Raw genomic sequence first — 22,675 nt, forward strand, 5'->3', positions numbered from 1 at the left:
GTCCCAATCGAGGGGCCGCACCTGGGACGGGAATGGCGCAGTAGCGTCCCGAGCAACGAATCAGGACCGAACAACCTGGGAATTCGTAGGGGCGAGGCATGCCTCGCCCGGCGGATGCCGGCTCGTGCGCGCAGGCGGCCTCTTGCGCTGCGGCCGCCTGTGCTCGGACTCGCATGCTCGCCCCTACGAAACACATCGCAGCCATCCGGGACGGCGGACGCCAAGGTTGAATCGCCCTGCGCTTTTCGGTATCCTTTCCCCATGCGCGAGAGCTTCTTCGAGATGCTGCGGAGGGACGACCGCGTCCCGCTGTACCTGGCCCCGCAGGCGGGGGTCAGCGAGAGCCCGTTCCGCCGGCTCTGCCGCTCGTTCGGGGCGGACGTGGTGGTCTCCGAGTTCGTCTCGGCCGAGGGGATCCGGCGGCACGACAGGAGGACGCACTCGTACCTGCGCTTCCACGACGACGAGCGGCCGATCGGCATCCAGATCTTCGGCTCCGACCCGCAGGCGATGGCCGAGGCCGCCGCGCTGGTGGAGGAGGTGTACGCGCCGGACTACCTGGACATCAACTTCGGCTGCCCGGTCAAGAAGGTCGCGCTCAGGAACGGCGGCTCGGGGTGCCTGCGCGACCTGGACCTGGTGCAGGGCATCATCCGCGCGGTGAAGGGCGCCCTCTCCATCCCCACCACGGTGAAGATCCGCAGCGGGTGGAACGAGGAGATGAGGAACCCGGTGGAGATCGCGCTGCGCTGCCAGGACGCGGGCGCCGAGGTGCTCACGCTGCACGCCCGCACGCGCACGCAGATGTACAGCGGCACGGCCGACTGGGACGAGATCGCCGCCGTGGTGGACGCGCTCGACATCCCCGTGATCGGCAACGGCGACGTGTGGAACGGCGAAGACGCGAAGCGGATGCACGACCACACGCGCTGCGCGGGGATCATGATCGCGCGCGGGTCGCACGGGCAGCCGTGGATCTTCGGGCAGGCGCGGGCGGCGCTGGAGGGGCGCCCGGTGCCGCCGGACCCCGACCCGGCCGAGCGCTTCCGCATCATCATCCACCACGCCCGCCTCGCCATCGCCTGGGAGAGGGACGAGGAGAAGGCGATGATCGAGTTCCGCAAGCACCTGGGGTGGTACACCAAGGGGCTGCCGAACGGGCGCGTGCTGCGGCAGGAGCTCTTCGAGGTGACGTCGCTCGCCGAGGCCGAGGAGAAGCTGGAGCGCTACCTCGAGGAGTACGAGGGGGTCGCCGCGTGACGCCCGAGAAGCTGCGCCTGCTCCTCTCCGAGGTGGCCAGCGGCGCCGTGGCGCCCGACGAGGCGGAGCGGCGCCTGGCCTGGACGCCGTTCGAGCAGCTCCCCTTCGCCTCGGTGGACCACCACCGGGCGCTCCGGCAGGGCTTCCCCGAGGTGATCTTCGGGGAGGGGAAGACGCCCGAGCAGGTGGTCGGCATCGCGCAGCGCATCGCCGCGCGGGGCGACGGGGTGCTGGTGACGCGCGTGGCCCCGGCCGCGGCGCACGCGCTGCGCGCCGCTTTCCCGTCGATCGAGCTGAACGCGCTGGGGCGCACGGCGTGGCTGGCGCCGGCGGAGCCGACCGAGCGCACGGTGCGCGGCACGGTCCTGGTCGTCACCGCGGGCACCAGCGACCTCCCCGTGGCCGAGGAGGCGGCGGTGACGGCGCACGCCTTCGGCAACCCCGTCGAGCGGATGACGGACGTGGGCGTGGCCGGGCTGCACCGCCTGCTCGCGCAGGGCGAGAAGCTGCGCTCCGCGGCGGTGATCATCGTGGTCGCGGGGATGGAGGGGGCGCTCCCGTCGGTCGTCGGCGGGCTGGTCTCCGTCCCCGTGATCGCGGTGCCGACCAGCGTGGGGTACGGCGCCTCGTTCGGCGGCGTGGCCGCGCTGCTGGGGATGCTGAACAGCTGCGCGTCGGGCGTCACCGTGGTGAACATCGACAACGGCTTCGGCGCCGCCTGCGCCGCGGCCCGCATCAACCTCCTGCCGGCCTCCTGACGATTCCCGCTCCCGCCGGCCGTCCCAACGCCGTTCCTCCCCTCGCCGCCGGCGCCGCGGCGTACCTCCTCGCGCTCGCCCTCCTCGGCGTCCTGCCGAAGCGGGGGATCGGCCTCGCCGTCGTCCTGCTCGCCGGCCTGGCCGCGTGGGCGTACGCGGCGAGGCGGGAGAAGGGGGATCTGGTCCTCGCCGCCTGGCCGCCGCTCCACCTCCTGGTCTGGCTCACCGGCTCGCTCGCCTCGCCGCTCATCGCGCTCCCCGCGGCGTGGGTGGTCGCGCTCGGGAGATTCCGCCCGCAGGCCGCCCCCGCCGCGGCCGTCGCCGCCGCGCTCCTCGTCCCGCTCGCGGAGTGGATTCATCTCGGCCCGCCGTCGCTCGCGTCGATCCTCCGCTACGAGCTGCTGATCGGCCTGGCGGCGGCGTACGCGCTCGTCGGCCGGCCGCGCGCTCCGCGGACGGCGGGGGCGGCGCGGCAGCCGGTGCAGGCGGCGGAGGAGCCGGCCGCGCGCGCGGGGGACGTCGAAGCGATGGAGGCGGCGCTGGAGCTGGCGCGGCTGGCAGCCGGGGCGCACGAGGCGGCGCTGTGGAAGGCGGACGCGGAGTGGCAGAGCGCGTCGCTCGTCGCCCGCGCGGCCGCGCCCGGGGCGCCGTCGCCCGCGCCCGTCGTGGCGCTGGAGGGGAGCCCGTACCGCTGGGCCATCGAGGAGCAGATCCCGCAGCGGGTGGAGCCGGGCCGGCGCGAGCTCCCCGTCGCCTGGGCCGCGGAGATGCTGATCGTTCCCGTCGACCTGCCGGAGGGGGTGCTGGCGCTCGCCTATCCAGCTCCTGCGCCTTCGGGTGCCGACGCGGCGGCGCTGGAGGCGGGGCGGCACCTGTCGACGCTCGCCGCGCTGCTGCGCCTGCGCGCCGACGCGGAGCACGAGGACGCGCGCGTGCGGGCCATCGCCGAGGCCGCGCGGACGCTCCCGGGCGAGATCGAGGTGGACGCCTTCGCGCGGCGGCTGGCGGGCGTGGTGCGGCGGGGGACGGGCGCGGCGGGGGCGGCCGTTGCGCTGGGGCTGGACGAGGCGGGGCGCGGGCGCGTGCTGGAGGTGGACGACACCGGCCCCGCGCCGGTGTTCGCGGCGGACTTCGGCGAAGACGAGTCGCGGCTGGCGCTGGCGCTCAAGCACGCGGTGGACCTCACCTACGAGGACCTGCGTCGCGACCGCGAGCGCCTGCCGCTCTGCACGCCGGGCGAGCAGTGGCGCGTTTCCCCGCGCTCGGCCGCCGTCTTCCCGCTGGTGGCGGACGGGCGGGCGCTGGGGGCGGTGGTCGTCTGGCACCCCGAGCCCGGGCGCTTCGGCGAGAAGGAGACGGAGCTGCTGCGGCTGGTGTGCGGCCTGGCCCCGCTGCCGCTGCGCCGCGCCCGCGAGTACCAGGCGCTCGACCAGCGGGCGCACACCGACGCGCTCACGGGGCTGCCGAACCGCGCCGCGTTCGAGGAGCGGCTGGTGACGCTCAGCCACGTCTTCGACCGCTACGCGCGGGCGTTCGGGGTGCTGGTGCTGGACATCGACTTCTTCAAGAAGTTCAACGACACGCACGGCCACGAGGCGGGCGACCGCGTCCTGCAGCACGTGGCCAACCTGCTGCGCCTCTCCGTGCGCGACGTGGACCTGCCGGCGCGCCTGGGCGGCGAGGAGTTCGTGGTGCTGCTCCCGGAGACCGGCCTGCGCGCCTCGGCCGAGGTGGGCGAGCGCGTCCGCCGGGCGATCGAGGCGCGGCCGGTGATGTGGAACGGCCGCCCGCTCTCCGTCACCGTATCGGTGGGCGCGGCCGCCTGCCCGGACTGCACCCCCGCGCCTGCCCTCACGCTCAAGCTGGCCGACGAGGCCCTCTACCGCGCGAAAGGCGCCGGCCGCAACCGCGTCTCGCTGGCGCCCAAGGTGGGGAAGGAGAGCGGGGCGGGGGCCTGATGCGCGCGCAGGCGCCCGCCGGACGCACCGAACCCTCGTAGGGGCGAGGCCTCCTCGACCGTTGTCCGGGACCGCGCAGGCCTCCACCGAACGCACCGAACCCGTAGGGGCGAGGCATGCCTCGACCGGCGGATGCCAGCCTCCACGCGACAGGCCGGCTCACGTGCCGGTGCCGCCTCCGTTCGGACTCGCAGGCTCGCCCCTACAAACTGATTATTTCGCCTGTGTCCGGTCCCCCAAAGCTGTCATCCTGATACCGAATCCGTAAGATTAGTTGGTGTGCGCTTGTCATCCTGAGGCCCGATCGCACGAAACCAGCATACGCCTGGATGATCGCAGGGCGAAGGATCTACTCGCCTCGCCACGTGGGTTGGGCGCGGCAGCGACACGGATGCCCGCCGCCTCATCCACTGTTCAACCGGTTCGGTACGAGACACTTGAACCCGGATCCCGCCCAGGTCTCGGCGACCGCCGTCAGCCGACGAAGGTGCGCAGGTACCAGTCGACGATCGCCTGCCCCCACGGCTGCGCGATCCCGGCGCCCAGGGCCAGGAAGATGCCGAAGGGGACCAGCTTCCCCGTGCGCAGGCTGATGGGGCCGAAGATCAGGCTCCCGGCCAGGGCGCCCAGGAAGATGGTGAGCAGCACCCCCACCGGGCCCAGGAAGGCGCCCACCATCGCCATCATCTTGATGTCGCCGCCGCCCATCGCCGGCTTCTTGAACGCCCACTCGCCCAGCACCGCCACCACCCAGAGCAGCACGAACCCCAGCACCGCCCCCAGCACCGCCTGCAGCGGCTCGATTCCCCCCGGCGCCAGGGACAGGAGCAGCCCGATCACCAGCCCGCCCAGGGTGAACTGGTCGGGGATCACGTAGGCGCGCGCGTCGGTGAGCGCGATCCCCAGCAGCAGGGTGAAGAAGAGCGCCGTCGCGAGCGCCTGCCACGAGAGCCCGTGGCGCAGCACCGCCGCCACCCACAGCGACGCCGTGGCCAGCTCGATGATCGGGTACTGGATGGAGATGCGCGCGCCGCACTCCCGGCAGCGGCCCCGCAGCAGCAGCCAGCCCAGGACGGGGATGTTGTCGCGCCAGCGGATGCGCGTGCCGCACTCCGGGCAGCGCGAGGGGGGCGAGACCACCGACTCCCCCTCGGGCCAGCGGTAGACGCACACGTTGAGGAACGAGCCCACGCACGCCCCGATCACGGCCGCGTAGGCCCACAGCAGCAGGTCCGGCAAAGCTCAGCTCACCTGAGGAGTTCGTGGAGGAGGATGGCCCCGGCGGCGGCCACGTTCAGCGACTCGGTCCGCCCGCGCAAGGGGACGCCCGCCCGCAGGTCGGCCCGCGCGAGAGTCTCGGCGCCCACCCCGGCGCCCTCGTTCCCCAGCACCAGCGCGGCCCGGCGCGGCGGCGGCACCGGGAGCGGCGCAGCGCCCACCACCGCGGCGACCACCGCCACGGCGCGCTCCGCCAGCCACGGCGCCGCCTCGTCCCAGGTCGCCGGGACCACCGGCAGGCGGAAGGAGGAGCCCATGGCGGCGCGCACCGCCTTGGGGTTCCAGGGGTCCACCGTGCCGGGGAGCGCCAGCACCCCCGCCGCCCCCAGCGCCTCGGCGGTGCGCACCAGCGTGCCGAAGTTGCCGGGGTCCTGCACCGCGTCCAGCACCAGCAGCACCGCGGGCTCGGCGTCCACCTTCAGGCCCGCCAGCGTGGCGCGGGGGATCGCCGCCACGGCCAGCACCCCCTGCGGCTGCTCGGTCCCGGCGAGGTCGCGCAGCTCCCGCTCCCCCGTCTCGCGCAGGGGAAGGCCGCGCTCCTCGACCGACCGGCGGAGCGCCGCCCCCCGCGGGGTGTCCTCCAGCGAGGACGAGGCGACGACCATCCGCACCGGGAGCGGCGAGGCCAGGAGGTCCTCCACGGCGCGTACCCCCTCCACCAGGAACAGTCCCTCGGCCTCGCGGTGCTTCCGCACGGCGAGCGAGCGTACCAGCCGCTCCTCGCGGCGCGTGAGCGGTGCCCCCATCTGGTCCGAGACTTGCCTCCCCTCCCCTCCCAACCCGAACACCCCAGGCGGATGGAGAGTGTTATGAGAATTCGACTTACGAGCCCCCTCCGCGCCGGCGCCCTGGCGCTGGCCCTGGGCGGCACGGCCGTCGCGGGAGGGTGCGCGCCGGCGGTCACCACGCAGCAGGAGCAGCAGCTCGGGGCCAACTACGCGGCCCAGATCAACCGCCAGCTCCCGCTGATCACCGACCGCGCCACCAACGACTACGTCAACCAGCTCGGCCGCAGGATCGCGTCGCAGGCGGACCAGCGCGGGATCCCGTACACGTTTTACGTCGTCAACTCCGACGTTGTCAACGCCTTCGCCATCCCCGGCGGCTACGTCTACGTCAACCGCGGGGTGATCGAGCGCGCCGACAACATGTCGGAGCTGGCCGGCGTGCTGGCCCACGAGATCGGCCACGTGGTGGAGCGGCACGGCCTGCAGCAGATGCAGCGCGCGCAGAACGCCAACACCATGCTGGGGGTGCTCTACGGCGTGCTGCTGCGCCGGCCGCCCTCGACGGTGGAGCGCGCGGGCATCCAGGTGGGCGGCAGCGCCGTGTTCGCCGGCTACGGCCGCGACGCCGAGCGCGAGGCCGACCGGGTGGCCATCACCTACCTGGTGCGCAGCGGGATCAGCCCCAACGGGCTCCCCAGCTTCTTCGAGGAGCTCCTGAGCGAGCGCCGGCGCAACCCCAGCCGGGTGGAGCAGTGGTTCTCCACGCACCCGCTGGAGCAGGAGCGCGTCGCCAACACCCGCGCCGCCATCCAGGCCACGCCGGGCGCGAACAGCTCCCGGCTGACCACCGACACGCGCGAGTTCCAGAGCTTCCGGGCGCGCGTCCGCTCGCTGACTCCCGTGCCGCGGGACCGGCGGTGAGCGCCCGGTTCGGCGGCGGCGTCCGGACCCGGCGCCTCCGCGCCCGGGTCCGGCCCGCGGGGGCCGCGCTCGCCCTGCTTCCGCTGCTGCTGGCGGGGTGCATCAGCGAGAAGCGCGAGCAGGCGCTCGGCGACCAGATCGCCGCGAACGTGAACGCGCGCGTCCCCCTGGTGCGGGACGTCCCGCTGAACCTGTACGTCAACGAGCTGGGCGGGCTGATCGCCCGCCACAGCGCGCGCCCCGACGTCCGCTACCACTTCTACATCGTCGACACCGACGCGGTGAACGCCTTCGCCCTGCCGGGCGGGCACATCTACGTCAACCGCGGGCTGATCGAGCGCACCAGCAACGTCTCCGAGCTCGCCGGGGTGCTGGCGCACGAGATCGGGCACGTGGCGGCCCGGCACGGCGCCAAGAACCTGCAGCGGCAGATGCGCACCAGCTCGATGTCGACGCTGCTGTACCAGACGATCCTGGGGCGCAAGCCGCTGCTGGACCAGCAGGCGCTGCAGCTGGGGAACCAGCTCTGGTTCGCGGCGCACTCGCGGCACGACGAGGCCGAGGCCGACCGGCTGGCGGTGGGGTACCTGATCGACACCGGCGTGGACCCCAACGGGATGCTGACGCTCTTCGACAGCCTGGCGCACGAGGAGCAGGCGGCGCCCGACGGGACGCCGGCCGCCGCGTGGTTCTCCACCCACCCGGCCACCGCGCACCGCATCGAGGTCACCCGCGCGCGCATCGCCGAGCTGCTCCCGGCGCACCCGCGCGAGCAGCTGGCCACCAACAACGCGTCGTACCCGCTCTTCCTGCGGCGGCTGTACGCGCTGCCGCCGCCGGCGCCCGTCTTCAACCTGAACTGAAGCGCCCGGGGCCCCGCCGCACGCGGGGCCCCTTCGCTTCCCGGCGCCCCTTGCGCCCGGCCGCCCCGCGCCGTCTCATTCCCCCGCGAGACGAAGCCGTTCCAGGAGATCGAGACGATGACGACCCTGCCCGTCGCGCTGACCATCGCCGGGTCCGACTCCGGCGGGGGCGCCGGCGTCCAGGCCGACCTCAAGACCTTCCACGCGTTCGGCGTCTTCGGCGCCAGCGCGCTGACGGCGGTCACGGTGCAGAACACGCGCGGCGTCACGGGCGTGCACGCCATCCCCGTCGACACCGTGCGCGCGCAGGTCCGCGCCGTGGCCGAGGACCTGCCGCCGGCCGCCTGCAAGACGGGGATGCTGGCCACCTCCGAGCTGGTGCGCGCCGTGGCGGCGTCGATCCGCGAGCACCGGCTCCCCAACTACGTGCTGGACCCGGTGATGGTGGCCACCAGCGGCGACCGCCTGCTGGACGCCGACGCCGAGCGGACGATCGCCCGGGAGCTGCTCCCGCTGGCGGCGCTGGCGACGCCCAACCTGGACGAGGCGGCGCTCCTGGTGGGCGAGGCGCTGGAGGACGAGGCGGGGATGCGGCGCGCGGCGGCCGCGCTGGTGGAGATGGGCGCCCGGGCCGCGCTGGTGAAGGGCGGCCACCTGCGCGCGCCCGAGCTGGTGGACGTGCTCTTCGACGGGCGCGAGTGGCGCGAGTGGCGCCGCCCGAAGCTCGACACGCGCAGCACGCACGGCACGGGGTGCACCCTCTCCGCCGCCGTGGCCGCGGGCCTCGCGCACGGCCGGCCGCTCCGCCGCGCGGTGGAAGACGCGCTGGAGTACGTGCAGCGGGCGCTCGCGGCCGCCCCCGGCCTCGGCTCCGGCCACGGCCCGCTGAACCACATGGTCCCCGCGCCGCCGCCGGGGCCATAGCCGCTACGGGCGCGAGGTCCTTCGAGCCCGAAGCCCCTCCTCGATCGGCGAGGAGGGGCTTCGGCGTTCCGTGGGCACCGTCGGGCTCATACCAGATTGCCGAGCATTGTTCTGGTTCCGAACGGATTGGGAATCACACAGAGGACACAGAGAACACGGAGGAACTGAAGACTCGATTGAAGTTTCTCTGTGTCCTCTGTGTGAGACTTTATCGGAAAGCTGTACCCGAACGATTCTCTGCAAAGTGGTATCAGCTCTCCGGCGTGCCGGAGCCGCCGGGGAGGGCAGCGGGGGCGGAGCCGCCCACCTCCAGCTTGCGGCGGAAGTCGGACTCCTCCAGCAGGAGCTGCACCGAGCGGTCGATGCTGTTCAGGTGCTCCTCCATCAGCGCCATGCGCCGCTCCAGCATCACCACCGCGTCGTCGTTGCCCCTCAGCTCCCGGTACCGCGCCCACGACTCCATCACCGGCTTGAGCGCGATGCGCGCGGTGATGCCGACGATCGGCACCAGGATGGTCAGGCCGCCGAAGATGACGCCCAGGATGGGGATGAGCAGTTCGAAGCCGTCCATGAGAGCTATCGCGGGCGCAGGTGGTGGGCTAATCGAGTAAACGGCAGGCGCTTACGGCCGCCGCGGGGGATTGGTTTCAGCAGCGCCGCCGCGCGATCCGCCGGGCGGCCCGACGGGTCCGGAGGGCTTAGGCGGCCGCCTCCGAGGCGAGGTTGACCGGGGCGACGCGGGGAAGCACCCCGCGCACCAGCGCCACCAGCCGGTCGCGCACCCGGGCGCCGACCTCGATCACCTCGTCGTGCGTGAGGGGGTGGCCCGCCAGCCCTGCGGCCAGGTTGGTGATGCAGGAGATCCCCAGGCAGCGGACCCCCAGCGCCCGCGCCACCAGCACCTCGGGCACGGTCGACATCCCCACCGCGTCGGCGCCGAGGCGGGCCAGCATGCGGATCTCGGCGGGGGTCTCGTAGCTGGGGCCCAGCACCGCCGCGTAGACGCCCTGCGTGACCGGGATCCCCAGCCCGAGCGCCACCTCCTCGGCCACGCGGCGCAGCTCCCGGTCGTACGGGTCCGACATGTCGGGGAAGCGCTGCTCGCCGGGGACCACGCGGCCGATCAGCGGGTTGCGCCACATCAGGTTGAGGTGGTCGGCGATCAGCATCAGGTCGCCGGGCTCCATCCCGGGGCGCAGCCCGCCGGCGGCGTTGGTGAGCACCATCACCTCGGCCCCGAGCGCCGCCAGCGCGCGCACGGGGAGCGCCACGTCCTCGGGCCGCCACCCCTCGTACAGGTGGAAGCGGCCCTGCATGGCGGCCACCTCCACCCCCTCCAGCCGCCCGGCCACCAGCGCGCCCGCGTGCCCCGCCAGCTCCTGCGTGCGCCGCGGGAAGCCGGGGATCTCGCCGAACGGGATGCGCACCGCGTCCTCGATCTCCTCCGCCAGCCCGCCGAGTCCCGACCCCAGCACCAGCACCGCGCCCGGCGCCCGCGTGATCCGCTCGCGCAGGAAGTGCAGCGTCTCCGTGATCCCCGTCATCTCTCCTCCCCTGGAAGCGCCGGAGATATAGGCGCCTCCCCCGGACGGCGCAACGTGACGGGAAGGTCGGACCCAGGACGACGGGTGGAGCGCCGCCGGTACGGATCTGGCCGGAGCGCCCGGGCATGACGAAATCCGACCGACAGGACCACACGGGCGAGCGGCGGGACGGCGGGAGCCGCGCGCTCGCGCTGGGCGCCGTGGCGGTGGGCGCGGCGGCGGGGTTCGCGCTGCTGAACGCCGCCGTCGTCCGCCGCCACACCGCGGCCGCCGACGAGGAGGTGCGCAGGCGCACGGCGAGCCCCCGCGGCCACCCGGCCCGCCGCGTGGCCCGAGCCATGGCGCCCGCCGGCAAGTGGTGGACGTACGTCCCGGCGGCGCTCGCGGCGTCCACCTGCGTGCTCGCCGGCCCCGGGCCGCGCGGGGAGGACGCGGCGCGGTCGCGCAGGGCCGGCGCGGGCGCCGTGATGCTGGCGGGCGCCGTGGCCACCGCGCTCAACCCGGCGTTCGACCGCTGGCTCCCCCAGCCGCCGACGCCGCCCGGGCACCGGAAGCGCAACAAGCCGGTCTTCCCGAGCGGCCACGCCTTCGGCCCCGGCGCCGTGTCCCTGGCCGCCGCGTACGTCCTGGCGCGCGAGGAGATCGCCCGCCCCGCCGCCACCGTCCCTGTGGCGCTGGCGCTGCCGCTCGCGCTGGCCGGTGGCCGCGTGCTGGAGGAGAAGCACTGGGCGTCCGACGTGCTCGGCGGACTCCTGGGCGGCCTCGCCGTCGCCGCCGCGTGCCTCGCCGCGTACGAGGCCGTGCGCGGGCGATGACGGCGGGCGGCGCCGCCACGAACCCGTCCACTCGAGGAGCCTCTCCCGGCCTGACGGGTCTGCTCCCGAGGCCACCCTCTCCGCGCCACCGTACGCAGGCACCTGCCCACGCGCTGGCGCACCTTTTCCGGTCGCGAATGTATCTTGCCCGGACGAGCGGACCAGCCTAGATTCGGAATAAACTGGACGGACCGCACCCAGCCAACGGGCTTCCATGTCGCGGAAGATCACGGCCGACGAGGTCGCCGACTACTTCATCGCCCTGGCGCACCAGCGGAGCGCTTCGGTGAACAACCTGAAGCTCCAGAAGCTGCTGTACTACGCGCAGGCGTGGCACCTGGCGCTGTACAACCGGCCGCTGTTCCCGGAGAAGTTCCAGGCGTGGATCTCCGGACCGGTGATCCCGTCCGTATACTGGCGCTTCAAGGAGTTCGGAATCTGCGACATCCCCCCGTCTCCGGCCGTCCCGGCACTTCCGCCCGATGCCGCGGCGTTCCTGAACGAAGTAGCGGGCGAATACCTTCTCCTGGACGAGTGGGAGCTCGACGGAATGACGCGCCGCGAGCTTCCCTGGCTGGAGGCCCGCGGGGGGATCGATCCCGCGGACCCTTGCAGCACCGAGCTTTCGGAAGAGGACATGCGGGCATACTTCCGGCGCCTCGCCGACGCCGCCTGAGTCGTGAAGCGAGATCTCCGCTCCCCAGGGATCCGGCGCGCAGATCGGCTGCTGCTTTTCTCGTTCAGGTTCCTCGATACGTCGCATCCGGCGTTCGACGTCGGCGGGCAGAGCGGGCGCTATTTCCAGCTCCTCCTGGCGCGTCTGAGGGAGTTGTCGATGCTCAGCGTGTCCGAGTTTCGCGCCAGCCGCTCGGGAACCCTGCGGGTCCATCCGATCAACTTCGCGGACGAGCGCGTATCGGTCGACGGGTTCGGCATCCGCGGCGACATCGACGCGGACGAGCTGGCGTGGCAGTTCGCCCTCTCGGCGAACGAGCACGGGCGGGTGCACGGGTTCCTGGTCGACGACACCTTCTTCGTGCGCTGGCTGGACCCGGAGCACAACCTCTACGCCTGAGCCCCGGGCGAGGGACCGGCGAGCCTGCCGGGAGCGGCGCCCATCGCGGCGCCGCTTCGCGTTTCATGCGCCTGCCGGGACGGCACGCGGCGAAACCCGCCACAATGGCCCGGAACCGCGGCGCGAAGCTGCGGATATGGCAGGAAAACGGGAGAAACAGGTGGCATCGGCGTTGCACCCCCCGGCAGGCAGCAACCCTGTGCGCCGGGGGCCGAGGGCAGGCCCCGGGGCGCCATCATCCCACGTCTACCAACGAACGCGAAAGGACCTAGCGTATGGCGAAGGTCATCGGGATCGACCTGGGCACCACCAACTCCGTCGTCGCGGTGATGGAGGGCGGAGACCCGGTGGTGATCCCCAACGCCGAGGGCGGACGCACCACGCCGTCCGTCGTGGCGTTCACCAAGGACGGCGAGCGCCTGGTGGGCCAGGTGGCCCGCCGCCAGGCCATCACCAACCCCAAGAACACCGTCTTCTCCATCAAGCGCTTCATGGGCCGCAAGGAGGCCGAGGTGAAGAGCGAGGAGAAGATCGTCCCCTACGAGGTGGTCAGCGGCTCCGGCGGGCTGGCGCAGGTGAAGGTGCCCAACGCGGGCGACAAGCTGTTCACCCCGCCCGAGATCTCGGCGATGATCCTGCAGAAGATGAAGCAGACCGCCGAGGACTACCTGGGGCAGCCGGTGACGCAGGCGGTGATCACCGTCCCCGCCTACTTCAACGACGCCCAGCGGCAGGCCACCAAGGACGCCGGCAAGATCGCCGGCCTGGAGGTGCTGCGCATCATCAACGAGCCCACGGCCGCGGCGCTGGCGTACGGCCTGGACAAGAAGAAGGACGAGAAGATCGCGGTCTACGACCTGGGCGGCGGCACCTACGACATCTCCATCCTGGAGCTCGGCGAGGGCGTCTTCGAGGTCAAGGCCACCAACGGCGACACCCACCTGGGCGGCGACGACTTCGACCAGCGCATCATCGAGTGGCTGGTCGACGAGTTCAAGCGCGACCAGGGGATCGACCTCAGCAAGGACCCCATGGCGCTGCAGCGCCTGAAGGAGGCGGCGGAGAAGGCCAAGATGGAGCTGTCGACCACCATGTCGACCGACATCAACCTGCCCTTCATCACCGCCACGCAGGAGGGGCCCAAGCACCTGAACGTGACGCTCACGCGGGCGAAGTTCGAGCAGCTGGTGGACGACCTGGTGCAGCGCACCATCCCGCCGATGGAGAAGGCGCTGGCCGACGCCGGGCTCAAGCCGGGCGACATCGACGAGGTGATCCTGGTGGGCGGAAGCACCCGCATCCCCAAGATCCAGGAGGTGGTGAAGACCTTCTTCGGGAAGGACCCGCACCGGGGCGTCAACCCCGACGAGGTGGTCGCCGTGGGCGCGGCGATCCAGGGCGGCGTGCTGACGGGCGACCTGAAGGACGTGGTGCTGCTGGACGTGACGCCGCTCAGCCTGGGCATCGAGACGCTGGGCGGTGTGTTCACCAAGCTGATCGAGCGCAACACCACCATCCCCGCCGAGCGGAGCGAGGTGTTCTCGACCGCCGAGGACAACCAGACCACGGTGGAGATCCACGTGCTCCAGGGCGAGCGCGAGATGGCGATGTACAACAAGACCATCGGCAAGTTCCAGCTCACCGGCATCCCGCCGGCGCCGCGGGGCATGCCGCAGATCGAGGTGACGTTCGACATCAACGCCGACGGCATCCTGCACGTCTCGGCCAAGGACCGCGCCACCGGCAAGGAGCAGAAGATCCGCATCGAGGCCTCCAGCGGGCTCTCCGAGAGCGAGATCGAGCGGATGGTGAAGGACGCCGAGAGCCACGCCAGCGACGACAAGCAGCGCCGCGAGCAGGTGGAGGCGCGCAACCGGCTGGACTCGCTGGTCTACCAGGTCGACAAGGACAAGAAGGAGTGGGAGGACAAGCTGGACGAGTCCACCCGCACCGGGCTGAACGAGGCGGTCGAGCGGGCGCGCCGGGCGCTCAAGCAGGACGACGTGAACGAGGTCAGGAGCGCGGCCGAGGCGCTCCAGCAGGCCTTCACCGCGGCGGGCGCGCAGATCTACGCCTCGCAGCAGCAGACGGCGGGGGCCGAGGCCGGCGCCGGGGCCGACGCGGGCTTCAGCGGCGGCGCCACGGCGGGCGCCGGGTTCGAGGGCGACGCCACCGCGCGCGCCGGCGGCCAGGGCGCCCCGGAAGACGTGGTCGAGGCCGACTACGAGATCGTCGACGACAACAAGTAGCGCCGCCGGCGCTCGCCTCCGCCGCGAGGGCTTCGGCCCCGTCCCGATGGCCGGGGCGGGGCCGAAGTCTTGCAGCGCACGGCGAGTGCGAAAGTGCGAAGTGCGAGAGTGCGAAAGTGCGGAGTACGAGGTGCGGCGTGCAGCCGGGGAACCGCGCCGGGGCGGCGGGGTTAATCCTCGGCTAATCCGCGCGGGCTTCCCGAGCGCGCGGCTTCGACGGCAGTATTGATGGGGCGCTCCAGCCCCCGATGTACCCTCACCCGCAGCGTGCCATGCCAGATCCAGTTCGTGCCAAGCTCAAGCTGATCGGCTTCACGGCCGTGGCGTTCACCGGCGGGATCCTGCTGGCCTCGGGGCTCGACCTCACGGCCGGGAGCCACGCCACCACGGTGCTGCAGACGGCGCCCACCCGGCAGGACATCAAGCCGGTGGCCGACCTCAGCCAGGCCTTCATCTCCATCGCCGAGTCGGTGACGCCGGCGGTGGTGGCGATCGAGACCGAGCGCAACGCCGGCGCCCAGGGGCGCGACCGGGAGCAGGTTCCCGAGGACCTCCGGCGGATGTTCCCGTTCCGCTTCCCCGACCAGGACGTGCCGCAGGAGGCGCGCGGCTCGGGGTTCCTCATCAGCGAGGACGGCTACATCATCACCAACAACCACGTGGTGCAGGAGGCCGACCGGATCAACGTGGTCTTCCAGGACAACCGGCACCTGCAGGCGCGCCTGGTGGGGCGCGACCCCAACACCGACATCGCGGTGATCAAGGTGGAGGGGCGCTTCCCCATGGTGCGCATGGCCCGCTCCGAGGAGGCGCGCATCGGCGAGTGGGTGCTGGCCATCGGCAACCCGCTGGACCTGGGGATCACCGTGACCTCGGGGATCATCAGCGCCAAGGGGCGGGGGCTCGACATCATCCGGCAGTCGTCGGGGAGCAACTGGGCGATCGAGGACTTCATCCAGACCGACGCGCCGATCAACCCCGGCAACTCGGGCGGCCCGCTGGTGAACCTGCGCGGCGAGGTGGTGGGGGTGAACACGGCCATCGCCTCGCGCACCGGCTTCTACTCGGGGTACGGGTTCGCCGTCCCCATCGACCTGGCGCGGCGCATCGCCGACGACCTGATCCGCTACGGCAAGGTGCGCCGGCCCGCGCTGGGGGTGCACGTGACGCAGGTGTCGCCCGAGGACGCCGAGGTCTACAAGCTGGAGCGCATCGAGGGCGTGGTGGCGCAGGACTTCCCCGAGGGGAGCGCCGCCCGCCGCGCCGGCCTGGAGCCGGGCGACGTGATCGTGTCGGTCGACGGCAAGCCGGTGGAGCGCGTGGGCCAGTTCCAGCGCATCATCGCCTCGTACCGCCCGGGCGACGAGGTCACCCTGGACCTGATCCGCTACGGCAACCGCCGCCGCGTGAAGGTCACGCTGTCGGAGGCGCCCACCGAGCCAGTGGCCACGCGCGTGGCCGGCGGCCCCGAGCGCGGCACTCCCGAGAGCGAGTCGGGCTCCCGGCTGGGGGTGGCGGTGTCGCCGCTCACGACGGAGCTGGCCCGGCAGCTCGGCTACGACCAGACCGGCGGCATCGTCATCACCGACGTGCAGCCGTACGGCCCGGTGGGCCGCCTGGGCGTGGGCGAGGGGACGCGCATCCTGGCGGTGGACGGCCGGCCGGTGCCGGACGTGGCCTCCTTCCGCCGCGCCGTGGCGGGGAAGGGGCCGGGCGACATCGTCTCGCTCCAGCTGCAGTTCCGCAACGGCTCGCGGACGATCCTGAACGTGCGGCTGCCGTCGTGACCGCGAAGTGCCGAGTGCGAAGTGCTGAGCAGGTGAGGAGCTGGAGGTAGGATCGATGTCTGCCTGACGAGGAACGGCCGCCCGATGCGTGGGCGGCCGTTCGCGTTGTCGAATCACGCAGAGCAGCAGAGGAGAGCGCTGTTCTCTGCTGACTCTGCTGCTCTGCGTGAGACATTCGGTTTCAACCTCGATCCAGCACGACGTCCGGCGATGCGGCGCGGCTCACGCGGCCCGCGACGGCTCGTGGCCGCGGCGGTGGAAGGCGGGGCCGCGCCAGCCGCAGGCGGTGCAGGTGCGGTAGCTGGAGCGGCCGAGGGTGAGCAGGCGCAGCGGCCGGAACCACGGGGGCGGGCGCCGGCGGACGGTGCGCCGGCGGCAGCGCGGGCAGTCCTTCCCGAACGCGGGGCCCGAGAGGTCGAGCTCCGGCTTCCAGCGGCGCGAGCGCCAGTACGGCAGCAGCCACTCGCAGCGGGGACAGCGCAGCGTGGTGAAGCGCACGGTGTGCGCGCACTTCCGGCAGAGCAGCATGCGAGTCGTCGTCGAGAGGCGGACGGCCTCCCGCGTCCGGCGAGGGAGCGGGGGCCGCCCGGTGCATGCGCACGAAAAAGGCCGCTCCCGACAGGAAGCGGCCTTCGATCTTTCGGGATGCAGTAGCAGGGGGGGGACTCGAACCCCCGACCCCGGCATTATGAGTGCCGTGCTCTAACCAGCTGAGCTACCCTGCCTCGGGCCGACGAAAGAGGCCGGTCCGCCGGGGACCGGCCCCTTTCGGGATAGCGGGGGCGGGATTCGAACCCGCGACCTTCGGGTTATGAGCCCGACGAGCTACCAGGCTGCTCCACCCCGCGTCGTAGGCCATAAATGTAAGCGCCAGGCCCGCGTGTGTCAAGGCTGGGCCGGGGCGTTCTTCCCCGCCCCGCCCGAGTCGACGGGGACGAAGCGGTACAGCGTCTCGCCCTCGCGGATCATCCCGAAGCGCTCGCGGGCCACCCGCTCGACGGCGGCCGGGTCGCGCTCCAGCCTCCCCGCCTCGGCGCGAAGCGAGTCCACCTCGGCCCTGGTGCGCGCCAGCCGCTCCTCGGCCGCGCGGCGGTCGCGCTTCAGCCGCAGCAGGTCGAAGAGCGAGTACTCGCCGCCCCAGACGGCGTAGTACGCCGCCAGGGCCAGCACGGCGCCCGCCAGCAGGCGCCGCACCCGGGCGGGGCTCAGCCCCACAGGCCGCGGCCCGGGTAGCGCGCGGCCGCGCCCAGCTGCTCCTCGATGCGCAGGAGCTGGTTGTACTTGGCCACGCGGTCGGTGCGGCTGGCGCTGCCGGTCTTGATCTGCCCCACCCCGGTGGCCACGGCCAGGTCGGCGATGAAGGTGTCCTCGGTCTCGCCCGAGCGGTGGCTCATCACGGCGCGGAAGCCCGCGGCGCGCGCCATCTCGATCGCCTCCAGCGTCTCGGTGAGGGTGCCGATCTGGTTGACCTTGACCAGGATGGCGTTGCCCACCCGCTCGCGGATGCCGCGCGCCAGTCTCTGTGTGTTCGTGACGAACAGGTCGTCGCCCACCAGCTGCAGCCGGTCGCCGAGCGCGGTGGTGAGCAGCTTCCAGCCGTCCCAGTCGTCTTCGGCCAGGCCGTCCTCGATGGAGCGGATCGGGTAGCGGGCGCTCCAGTCGCGGTAGAACTCCACCATCTCGGCGGCGGTGCGGCGCTCGCCGGTGGACTTGTGGAAGACGTAGCCGCCGTCGCGGTACAGCTCCGAGGCCGCCACGTCGAGCGCGAGGACGACCTGCTCGCCGGGGGTGTAGCCGGCGCGCTCGACGGCCTGGAGGATCACGGCCAGCGCCTCCTCGTTGCTGGCCAGGTCCGGCGCGAAGCCGCCCTCGTCGCCCACGCCGGTGCCCTTCTTCTGCTCGGAGAGCACCTTCTTGAGCGTGTGGAAGATCTCGGCGCCGATCCGGAGCGCCTCGGAGAAGCTCTCCGCGCCCACGGGCATCACCATGAACTCCTGGAAGTCGACGGTGTTGGCGGCGTGCGCCCCGCCGTTCAGGATGTTGAGCATGGGGACGGGGAGCACGTTGGCCAGCGGCCCGCCCAGGTAGCGGTAGAGGGGGAGCCCGCAGTCGGCGGCGGCGGCGCGCGCGGCGGCCAGCGAGACGGCCAGGATGGCGTTGGCGCCCAGGCGGGCCTTGTTGGGGGTGCCGTCGAGCGCGATCATCGCCCGGTCGAGGCCCGCCTGGTCGTAGGCGTCGCGGCCGTGGAGCGCCTCGGCGAGCTCGCGGTTGGCGTTCTCGACGGCGCGGCGCACGCCCTTGCCCAGGTAGCGCCCCGCGTCGCCATCGCGCAGCTCCACGGCCTCGTGCTCGCCGGTGGAGGCGCCGCTGGGGACGGCCGCGCGCCCGAAGGCGCCGCTGGAGAGCACGACGTCGGCCTCGACGGTGGGGTTGCCGCGCGAATCGAGGATCTCGCGGGCGTGGATGCGCTGGATGGTCGCCATGTATCCGGGAACAGGTTCGGACTCGTCGTGGGAAGGGGAAACGCGCGCGGAACGTACCTTTCGGGGTGCGGGAAGTCAACAGAATCGCGGGTGGACTGTTCCGCTCGGCACGAGGTCCGGCAAAAGATTTTTCTCACGCAGAGGAAGCAGAGGTAGCAGAGAAACACCATGCGGATGATGAGTTCTCTGCTACCTCTGCTGACTCTGCGTGAGGCCTGTTGTTTTCAGGATTCGGAATCGATGCCTGTGGGACCGGCCCCCGCGCAGGCGTGGGACGGCGCAAACCTCCGCGCCGTTGCTTGTAAACGGTTCCGCGTCTCGCTATCTTCTTCGTCCTACTGCCATTCCGGCCCGCCGAGCCCGTTCCCCCGACGCGCGGCCCCACCCCACCCGACCCGCATGGCGAACCCGGCGAAACTGAGGGAGCAGGCCCGCGCCTACGAGCTGCGCGACCAGTGGCACGCGGCCATCGGCACCTACCACGAGCTGCTGGAGGCGTCCGAGGGCGGCGACGTCGACATCGGCATCTGGAACCGCATCGGCGACCTGCACCTGCGGCTGAACGAGACCGAGCTCGCCATCCAGGCGTACGAGTCGGCCGTCTCCGCGTACGTGGAGGTGGGGCTCTACAACAACGCCATCGCGCTCTGCCGCAAGGTGCTGCGCCTGGTGCCGGGGCGGGCGCAGACCTACCTGCGCCTGGGGCAGATCAGCGCCGCCAAGGGGTTCTTCGCCGACGCGCGGCAGAACTTCCTGGAGTACGCCGACCGCATGCGCAAAGCGGGGAAGGTGGACGCCGCCTTCGACGCGCTGAAGGAGTTCGCCGACCTCTCCCCCGACCCGGCGGACGTGCGCCGCCTGCTGGCCGACCAGTTCCTGGCCCACGGCCGCCGCGACGAAGCCGTCGAGCAGCTCCGCCTCCTCCTGGCCCCGCTCGTGGAGAGCGGCGACCGCGAGGGGGCCGACGCGGTGCGGCAGCAGATCCTGGGCATCGACCCCGGCGCCTCCACCGAGCCGCTCGCGCGCGCCGCCCGGGCCGCCGCGGGCGACGACTTCCAGCAGGCCTTCGACAGCGGCGGGCCGGGCGCGCCGTCCGCCGGGGCCGGCGGCGCGCGCGCCGACCACGTGCCGACCGCCCCGGAGGAGGCCGCCGCGCCGGGCGAGGTCGCGCCGATCGCCGGGCTGGAGAGCACGATGATCGGCACGGGCCGCGGCGGAGCGGCCGCGGCGGACGACGACGAGGAGGTGGTGGGCGGCGACCTGCCGCTCATCGACCCCGACGCCGCGCCCGCGCCGGCCGCCGACCCCGCGCGCTTCGGCGAGGTCTCGCTCGGGCAGCCGCTGGAATTCGCCCCCGGCGCGGGCGACGACGAGGAGGAGGGCGAGCCGCTCCCGCTGATCGACCCGGGCGAGGAGCCCGTGGCGCCGGGGCGCGACCGGCTGCCGGAGCTGCGGGCCCGGGTGGCCGCCGCCCCGGCCGACCACGCCGCCCGCGACGAGCTGGTGCACGCGCTGCACGAGCGCGGGCTCTCGCACGAGGTGCCGGCGCTGCTGGAGGAGGCGCACCGCGACCTGGCGGTGCGGGGGCAGTACCTGGACGCCATCCAGCCCCTCTCGGCGCTCGTCCGCCTGCGCCCCGGCGACCCGCTGCTCCTGCAGAAGCGGGTGGAGTACGCCTTCAAGTCGGGCGACCGCGACGCGCAGGTGGAGGCGTACCTGGCGCTCGGCCGCCACTTCACCGCCTCGGGCGACCGGGCGCGCGGCGAGGCCGTCTTCCAGCGCGTGCTGGAGCTGGACCCGCAGAACCCGGAGGCCCGCGCCGCCGTCCCGCGCCAGGCGCCCGCCGCCCCGGCGCAGCCGGCCGCCGAGTACGTGGACCTGGGCGCGCTGATCCTGGACGACGAGCGCGAGACCACCACCCGCTTCGTGGTGGAGGAGAAGGAGCCCAGCGGCGACGAGGACCGCGACTTCGCCGAGATGCTGGCCCACTTCCGCCAGAAGGTGGCCGAGAACATCGAGGTGGAGGACGTGCAGAGCCACTACGACCTGGGGCTCGCCTTCAAGGAGATGGGGCTGGTGGACGAGGCGATCGCCGAGTTCCAGGTGGCGCTGCGCGGCGGGGCCAACCCGCTGGCCACGCTGGAGCTGCTGGGCCAGTGCTTCGTGGAGAAGGGGCAGTACGCGGTGGCGGCGCGCGTGCTGGACCGCGCCTACCGGCTGCCGCACGCCTCCGACGCCGAGCTGGTGGGGGTGCTCTACCAGCTGGGGCGCGTGGAGGAGGCGCTCGGGCGGCCCGCGCAGGCCATCGAGTACTACGAGCGGGTGCTCTCGGTGGACATCCGCTTCCGCGACACCGCGCGGCGGATCGAGGCGCTCAGGGCGGCCAGCGGCGCGGCGCCGCTTTGACACCGCCGGAAGCCGCCCTTAGCTTACCGCCGTTTTCACCCCCGGTCCCGACGCGACACACCCGGCGAATGACGCTGCGCACCGCACCTCCCCGGCTCTCCGACATCCACGCGCCCGTCCGCGAGCGGCTGGACGCCGTGGTCGACGAGATCCGCCGCATCGTGGTCTCCGACTTCGCGCCGGTCGACGAGGTCAACCACTACCTGCTCAAGCTGCGCGGCAAGCTCTTCCGCCCCGGGCTGGTGCTCCTCTGCGACGAGCTGGGGGGCGGCTCGCACCGCGAGGCCGAGACGCTGGCGGCCATCATCGAGCTGGTGCACCTGGCCACGCTGGTGCACGACGACGCGGTGGACCACTCGGTGCTGCGCCGGGGGATGCCCACGGTGAACGCCCTCTGGAGCCACCAGGTGGCCATCATCATGGGCGACTACCTGTACTCGCGCTCGATCACCGAGATCACCCGGCTGGGCCAGCTGGAGCCGATCCGGGTGATCGCCGCGGCGGCCAACGCCATGACCGTGGGCGAGATGCGGCAGCTGGTGTCGCACGACGCGCTGCACTTCTCCGAGGACGACTACTACCGGCTGATCGACAGCAAGACGGCCTCGCTGATGGCGGCCGCCTGCGAGATGGGGGCGCTCACCGGCGCGCCGGCGTACCGCGGGCAGGTGGCGCGCTACGGGCGCTGGCTGGGGCACGCCTTCCAGATCGCCGACGACCTGCTGGACTACACGGCCGACGCCGAGGTGACGGGGAAGCCGTCGGGGCTGGACCTGCGCGAGCACAAGGTGACGCTGCCGCTGATCCACGCGCTGCCGCGGCTGGGGCCGGCCGAGCGCGCGGAGGTCGAGGCGCTCTTCCGCGACCCCGAGCCGGCCGACGAGGCGATCCACGAGGTGGTGGAGCTGGTGAAGGCGCACGGCGGGCTCGACTACGCGCGCGAGAAGGCGGGCGAGGCGGCGCAGTGGGCGCACGACGCGCTGGAGGGGCTCCCCGAGGGCCCGGCGCTGGAGAGCCTGCGCGAGAGCATCACCTACGCGGTGGAGCGCCGCAAGTGACGGCACCGCATTTGCCGGGGCACGGCGGGCGCACGGGCGGGCCAGGCGGAAACGGACACCGGGGGCGGGAGGGGAGATGAGCGCGACGACGCGCCGGCGGATGGGGCGGCTGCTGGTGGTGGTGCTGATCGGGCTGGTGCTGGGGGCGCTCTTGTCGGAGCTGGCGGTGCGCTTCATGCCCGACAGCACGGCGCGCACCTTCTTCACCACCTCGGTGTCGGCGGCGTTCGGGCCGCTGGTGATCGACCTGGTGGCCGTGGGTTTCACCATCGGCCCGCTGGTGATCCGGCTCGACTTCCTCTCCGTGCTCGGCGTGCTGGTGGTGGCGCTGGCCGCGCGGACGTGGCTCTGAGGCGGGCGAAGAGCGAAATCGATCGGGATCGAGGTCGATCAGGGATGGATGACGGGAGGGCGCGACCGCGGGCGGCGGTCGCGCCCTTCGTCGTTGCTGGGCCGGGGTGGGGAGCCAGGGCGAATGAATTCGCTGCAACAACTACACGAAGTCCGCCTGCGCGGACTGGCGGGCTGCGCCCGCGCGCTTCGCGCACCGAAGCCAGCCCCCTGGCGC

The 22,675-nt window shown here is 72.8% G+C and carries 21 protein-coding genes and 2 tRNA genes; 14 read left to right on the forward strand and 9 right to left on the reverse strand.

Annotated features, from left to right (window positions below; translation table 11 throughout):
* Nucleotides 1-261: 261 nt before the first annotated feature.
* The 3 genes from dusB (at nt 262) to VF746_05585 (ending at nt 3,976) form a co-directional block, all read left to right on the forward strand.
* On the forward strand, nt 262-1,260 hold the full coding sequence (gene dusB, locus VF746_05575; GenBank protein HEX8691866.1) for a tRNA dihydrouridine synthase DusB: 999 nt from the start codon (nt 262-264) through the stop codon (nt 1,258-1,260).
* Nucleotides 1,257-2,018 carry a nickel pincer cofactor biosynthesis protein LarB gene (gene larB / locus VF746_05580; GenBank protein ID HEX8691867.1) on the forward strand — a complete coding sequence of 254 codons (762 nt, stop codon included), beginning with the start codon at nt 1,257-1,259 and terminating at the stop codon, nt 2,016-2,018. The genes dusB and larB overlap by 4 nt, the downstream gene beginning before the upstream one ends.
* Before the next feature lie 269 nt (nt 2,019-2,287).
* The gene (locus tag VF746_05585) at nt 2,288-3,976 is read left to right on the forward strand and encodes a sensor domain-containing diguanylate cyclase (GenBank protein HEX8691868.1); all 1,689 of its coding nucleotides are present in this window, start codon (nt 2,288-2,290) and stop codon (nt 3,974-3,976) included.
* Nucleotides 3,977-4,450: 474 nt separating this feature from the next.
* Here the strand turns inward: VF746_05585 and VF746_05590 are convergent, their stop codons facing one another.
* Nucleotides 4,451-5,215 (reverse strand): prepilin peptidase, encoded by a 765-nt coding sequence (locus tag VF746_05590; GenBank protein HEX8691869.1) that lies wholly within the window; start codon nt 5,213-5,215, stop codon nt 4,451-4,453.
* A gap of 8 nt (nt 5,216-5,223) precedes the next feature.
* Entirely contained in the window at nt 5,224-6,000 is a 777-nt protein-coding gene (locus tag VF746_05595) for an RNA methyltransferase (GenBank protein ID HEX8691870.1), read from the reverse strand.
* A 63-nt stretch (nt 6,001-6,063) separates the two neighbouring features.
* Here VF746_05595 and VF746_05600 point away from each other — a divergent pair, with 63 nt between their 5' ends.
* The 3 genes from VF746_05600 to thiD all read left to right on the forward strand — a co-directional run bounded on the left by VF746_05600 (nt 6,064) and on the right by thiD (nt 8,690).
* Nucleotides 6,064-6,903, forward strand: coding sequence for a M48 family metallopeptidase (locus tag VF746_05600; GenBank protein HEX8691871.1), 840 nt, complete (start codon nt 6,064-6,066; stop codon nt 6,901-6,903).
* A complete protein-coding gene (locus VF746_05605) occupies nt 6,900-7,766 on the forward strand; it encodes a M48 family metallopeptidase (protein ID HEX8691872.1) in 867 nt (288 codons plus the stop codon). Before VF746_05600 ends, VF746_05605 begins: the two co-directional genes overlap by 4 nt.
* A 117-nt stretch (nt 7,767-7,883) precedes the next feature.
* Nucleotides 7,884-8,690, forward strand: coding sequence for a bifunctional hydroxymethylpyrimidine kinase/phosphomethylpyrimidine kinase (gene thiD / locus VF746_05610; protein ID HEX8691873.1), 807 nt, complete (start codon nt 7,884-7,886; stop codon nt 8,688-8,690).
* Between the two features lie 250 nt (nt 8,691-8,940).
* Here thiD and VF746_05615 read toward each other — a convergent pair whose 3' ends face one another.
* Complete coding sequence (locus VF746_05615) at nt 8,941-9,261, reverse strand: hypothetical protein (GenBank protein HEX8691874.1); 321 nt, start codon at nt 9,259-9,261, stop codon at nt 8,941-8,943.
* Between the two features lie 127 nt (nt 9,262-9,388).
* A complete protein-coding gene (locus tag VF746_05620) occupies nt 9,389-10,234 on the reverse strand; it encodes a purine-nucleoside phosphorylase (protein HEX8691875.1) in 846 nt (281 codons plus the stop codon).
* Nucleotides 10,235-10,359: 125 nt separating this feature from the next.
* Here VF746_05620 and VF746_05625 point away from each other — a divergent pair, with 125 nt between their 5' ends.
* The 5 genes from VF746_05625 to VF746_05645 all read left to right on the forward strand — a co-directional run bounded on the left by VF746_05625 (nt 10,360) and on the right by VF746_05645 (nt 16,160).
* Nucleotides 10,360-11,049, forward strand: a complete 690-nt coding sequence (locus VF746_05625; GenBank protein ID HEX8691876.1) for a phosphatase PAP2 family protein — start codon at nt 10,360-10,362, stop codon at nt 11,047-11,049.
* Nucleotides 11,050-11,263: 214 nt separating this feature from the next.
* Complete coding sequence (locus tag VF746_05630) at nt 11,264-11,725, forward strand: type II toxin-antitoxin system antitoxin SocA domain-containing protein (protein ID HEX8691877.1); 462 nt, start codon at nt 11,264-11,266, stop codon at nt 11,723-11,725.
* Nucleotides 11,726-11,893: 168 nt separating this feature from the next.
* Nucleotides 11,894-12,124 (forward strand): hypothetical protein, encoded by a 231-nt coding sequence (locus VF746_05635; protein HEX8691878.1) that lies wholly within the window; start codon nt 11,894-11,896, stop codon nt 12,122-12,124.
* A gap of 275 nt (nt 12,125-12,399) precedes the next feature.
* Nucleotides 12,400-14,373 (forward strand): molecular chaperone DnaK, encoded by a 1,974-nt coding sequence (dnaK, locus tag VF746_05640; protein HEX8691879.1) that lies wholly within the window; start codon nt 12,400-12,402, stop codon nt 14,371-14,373.
* A 272-nt stretch (nt 14,374-14,645) separates the two neighbouring features.
* The gene (locus VF746_05645; protein ID HEX8691880.1) at nt 14,646-16,160 is read left to right on the forward strand and encodes a trypsin-like peptidase domain-containing protein; all 1,515 of its coding nucleotides are present in this window, start codon (nt 14,646-14,648) and stop codon (nt 16,158-16,160) included.
* 222 nt (nt 16,161-16,382) lie between these two features.
* Here VF746_05645 and VF746_05650 read toward each other — a convergent pair whose 3' ends face one another.
* From VF746_05650 to eno, 5 genes are all read right to left on the reverse strand, one after another.
* Complete coding sequence (locus VF746_05650; protein HEX8691881.1) at nt 16,383-16,688, reverse strand: hypothetical protein; 306 nt, start codon at nt 16,686-16,688, stop codon at nt 16,383-16,385.
* A 123-nt stretch (nt 16,689-16,811) separates the two neighbouring features.
* Nucleotides 16,812-16,885: transfer RNA gene (locus VF746_05655), tRNA-Met, on the reverse strand.
* Between the two features lie 49 nt (nt 16,886-16,934).
* Nucleotides 16,935-17,008 (reverse strand) — tRNA-Met (locus tag VF746_05660).
* A 37-nt stretch (nt 17,009-17,045) separates the two neighbouring features.
* Entirely contained in the window at nt 17,046-17,375 is a 330-nt protein-coding gene (locus VF746_05665; GenBank protein HEX8691882.1) for a septum formation initiator family protein, read from the reverse strand.
* On the reverse strand, nt 17,366-18,643 hold the full coding sequence (eno, locus tag VF746_05670) for a phosphopyruvate hydratase (protein ID HEX8691883.1): 1,278 nt from the start codon (nt 18,641-18,643) through the stop codon (nt 17,366-17,368). The genes VF746_05665 and eno overlap by 10 nt, the downstream gene beginning before the upstream one ends.
* A 399-nt stretch (nt 18,644-19,042) precedes the next feature.
* On the opposite strand from eno, the gene VF746_05675 reads away from it, so the two are divergent.
* The 3 genes from VF746_05675 (at nt 19,043) to VF746_05685 (ending at nt 22,459) form a co-directional block, all read left to right on the forward strand.
* Nucleotides 19,043-21,049 (forward strand): tetratricopeptide repeat protein, encoded by a 2,007-nt coding sequence (locus VF746_05675; GenBank protein HEX8691884.1) that lies wholly within the window; start codon nt 19,043-19,045, stop codon nt 21,047-21,049.
* A gap of 68 nt (nt 21,050-21,117) precedes the next feature.
* Nucleotides 21,118-22,107 (forward strand): polyprenyl synthetase family protein, encoded by a 990-nt coding sequence (locus tag VF746_05680; GenBank protein ID HEX8691885.1) that lies wholly within the window; start codon nt 21,118-21,120, stop codon nt 22,105-22,107.
* A gap of 76 nt (nt 22,108-22,183) precedes the next feature.
* Complete coding sequence (locus VF746_05685) at nt 22,184-22,459, forward strand: hypothetical protein (GenBank protein ID HEX8691886.1); 276 nt, start codon at nt 22,184-22,186, stop codon at nt 22,457-22,459.
* The last annotated feature ends 216 nt before the right edge of the window (nt 22,460-22,675 follow it).

Origin of the sequence: Longimicrobium sp. (assembly GCA_036389795.1) — a bacterium.
In the GTDB taxonomy this organism is placed as follows: domain Bacteria; phylum Gemmatimonadota; class Gemmatimonadetes; order Longimicrobiales; family Longimicrobiaceae; genus Longimicrobium.